General features: G+C 41.0%; 4 protein-coding genes. All 4 read right to left on the bottom strand.

Translation table 11 applies throughout. From position 1 onward, the window contains the following. Positions 1 to 72 precede the first annotated feature (72 nt). Complete coding sequence (gene cas2 / locus PHP87_RS03700; RefSeq protein WP_299918585.1) at positions 73 to 363, bottom strand: CRISPR-associated endonuclease Cas2; 291 nt, start codon at positions 361 to 363, stop codon at positions 73 to 75. A gap of 12 nt (positions 364 to 375) precedes the next feature. After that, on the bottom strand, positions 376 to 1,404 hold the full coding sequence (cas1c, locus tag PHP87_RS03695; protein ID WP_299918583.1) for a type I-C CRISPR-associated endonuclease Cas1c: 1,029 nt from the start codon (positions 1,402 to 1,404) through the stop codon (positions 376 to 378). Between the two features lie 3 nt (positions 1,405 to 1,407). Then, on the bottom strand, positions 1,408 to 2,109 hold the full coding sequence (gene cas4, locus PHP87_RS03690) for a CRISPR-associated protein Cas4 (RefSeq protein ID WP_299918580.1): 702 nt from the start codon (positions 2,107 to 2,109) through the stop codon (positions 1,408 to 1,410). Beyond that, positions 2,096 to 2,395, bottom strand: a 300-nt coding sequence (locus PHP87_RS03685; RefSeq protein WP_299918578.1) for a type I CRISPR-associated protein Cas7, incomplete at its 5' end; no start/stop codon positions are given. The genes PHP87_RS03685 and cas4, both read right to left, overlap by 14 nt.

Raw genomic sequence — 2,395 nt, 5'->3', positions numbered from 1 at the left:
AAAACCGTCCTACTGCCCTATTACTAGCTATCGCGAACCGCCCACAGTTTGTCCTACTGCTTCCGGTTCGCGCTAAAGTACCATGACACCTTCTGGATCATAGGTTTCTTTTGCTCCCACATGTTCAACTCTTCTTTTCCAGTTAGACCCAAGCAAATAATATCTTAAACTATCTTTATTTGCATCTATCATTGCCTCTAATTCATTCTTTAAGATGACAAACTGTGCTGGTTCCAATAAACATTCAAAAACTGAATTTTGAACCCGTTGACCGTAGTCAACGCACTTTTTAGCAACTTTTCTCAAACGTTTCTGCCCATCTTTGTCAGTAGTATTAACATCATAAGTAATCAACACCATCATGATTGTTCACCCCTATTTCCAAATGAATGCCGGATAAGCATCCAAATCACCCCGCAAAAACCTAGCAAGCAATAGTGCCTGCGTATATGGCAGCAATCCTATCGGAATCTTTTCCTCCAAATATGGATGGATAATTTCTTCTTGTTTACGCTTTTGCCAGACCGTCAAGAGCATCTTCCTGGTATCAGGTAGCACATACACGGCTCCATTCTCTTTCGTTATAAAATTGTCCTTATTAATCTGCTTGCGATTAATTAATGAAAGAACCATCCTGTCCCCCAGATAAGGACGAAGTTCTTCCATTAAATCCAATGCTAAACTAGGTCGACCAGGCCTATCTCTATGTAAGAATCCTACAGCCGGATCAAGCCCTACACTTTCTAAAGCAGCTCTACATTCATGAACCAATAGTGTATAGAAAAAAGATAATAATGCATTTACATTGTCTAAAGGCGGCCGTCTACTCCTGGCAGCCATAAAAAAATCCTGTTTCTGTTCAAGAATTAGATTATCCACTTCTGAAAAATATCTCTGTGCCGCATCACCTTCTAATCCGCGTATATCATTAAGGTTTTCACTATCAAATACCTTTTTAACTGAACCAGCAAGTAAGGCAATGCTTCGTTCAATACTATCCCCAACTTTATCTGGATGATCTCTGCGTCCTCTTTGAAGGACAGCTCTACTATTCAATATTTTTGCCGCAATAAAATACTTCGCTAATACAGGAACCTTATTTTCCTCATCAGCCATACGATATTGCTTGCGTCTTAACAAAACATTGCCGGTTTGCGGTCCTTCAACCCGGGCTAAAAACCTGCCATTCGGATTTAAAAAGCTTACCGTTATTCCTTTTTCGGCACAAAGGCCCAATAAAGATGGACTTGCTCCCGGATAACCAAAATATACAATCGCTTCAATGTTATGTGATGGTACACGAAAAATAATTTTTTCCTCTAAGCGGATAAGAATATTTTCCCCTTCACGAGCCAGATATGAATCAGGCGTCGTCACATATATAGTATTTAATAAGCGCCGCAATCACTACACCTCATTTTCTACTGGTGACAATTCCTCCAATGCTTTATTCCAATAACTTCTTACACTACTTTTCAATCTTATTCTTGGCATACATACGTTTATCATGGAGCAGCTTTTGCAAACACTAAGCTTCATGTCGGGTTTCGGAGTTACCTCCTCACCATAGAGTCTATGCATATGTTGTGATAATCTTATTACTTCCCCTCTCAATTCGGTATCAAGCTTAACCTTTTCCCGCCTGCGGGTTTCTCCATAATACAAGTCTCCTTCTTCAATATCACAGTGCAGCATCTCTTCCAGGCACATGGCCTGTGCACATAATTGGATACGGTCATAATCACCTTTTTTGGATTTGCCCCTTTTGTATTCAACCGGACGGGGCAGGTATAATCCAGCTCGATCGGGGAGTGAAATTCCTGCTCCGCGCTGAAGTTCTAGGAACTCTACTAGATCAGCAACGCCATATAATCCTAAACTAAAGGATTGTAATGGCATCCCCCTCACGATTACTGCACCCGGCTTATAAGTTTTATATTCCGAGTCATGTACCCTTTCATGCAATAACCGTCCTTCTGCTGTTCTAAGGTTTTCATCCCATAGTTGCTCGATATGAATCAACGCCCACTGCCTTTCGCAAAAGGCCATATGCTGCAGGCCGGAAATGGCTAAAAGCTCGTCCTCCTGATAAATTTTAAAGCAACTCAAGGACTTCAACACCTTGAGGAATGCTATCTTTGGCAATTGCTATATTGTAGTCACTATATTTCTGAGCCGGTTTATTGCTGTCTATCCTCTCTGCAGTTATAGCATCGAAAAGAATGTTAGCTGGCGCATTACCCAATTTGCTGTCGTGTTTAAATACATATAATTTGCGACTGGACATCTTGCCCCTTGCCGCCGAACGATCATGATCAAACATATTGATTAATGCATCCCAAAGCAGTTCAAGATCATCTTCCGAGAAACCAGTCTTATATGCCAAAGGAGCAGA

Source organism: Syntrophomonas sp. (assembly GCF_028707975.1).
In the GTDB taxonomy this organism is placed as follows: Bacteria; Bacillota; Syntrophomonadia; order Syntrophomonadales; family Syntrophomonadaceae; genus Syntrophomonas.
Note: the sequence above shows the minus strand (reverse complement) of the source record. Positions and strands in the feature narration are given on the sequence as shown.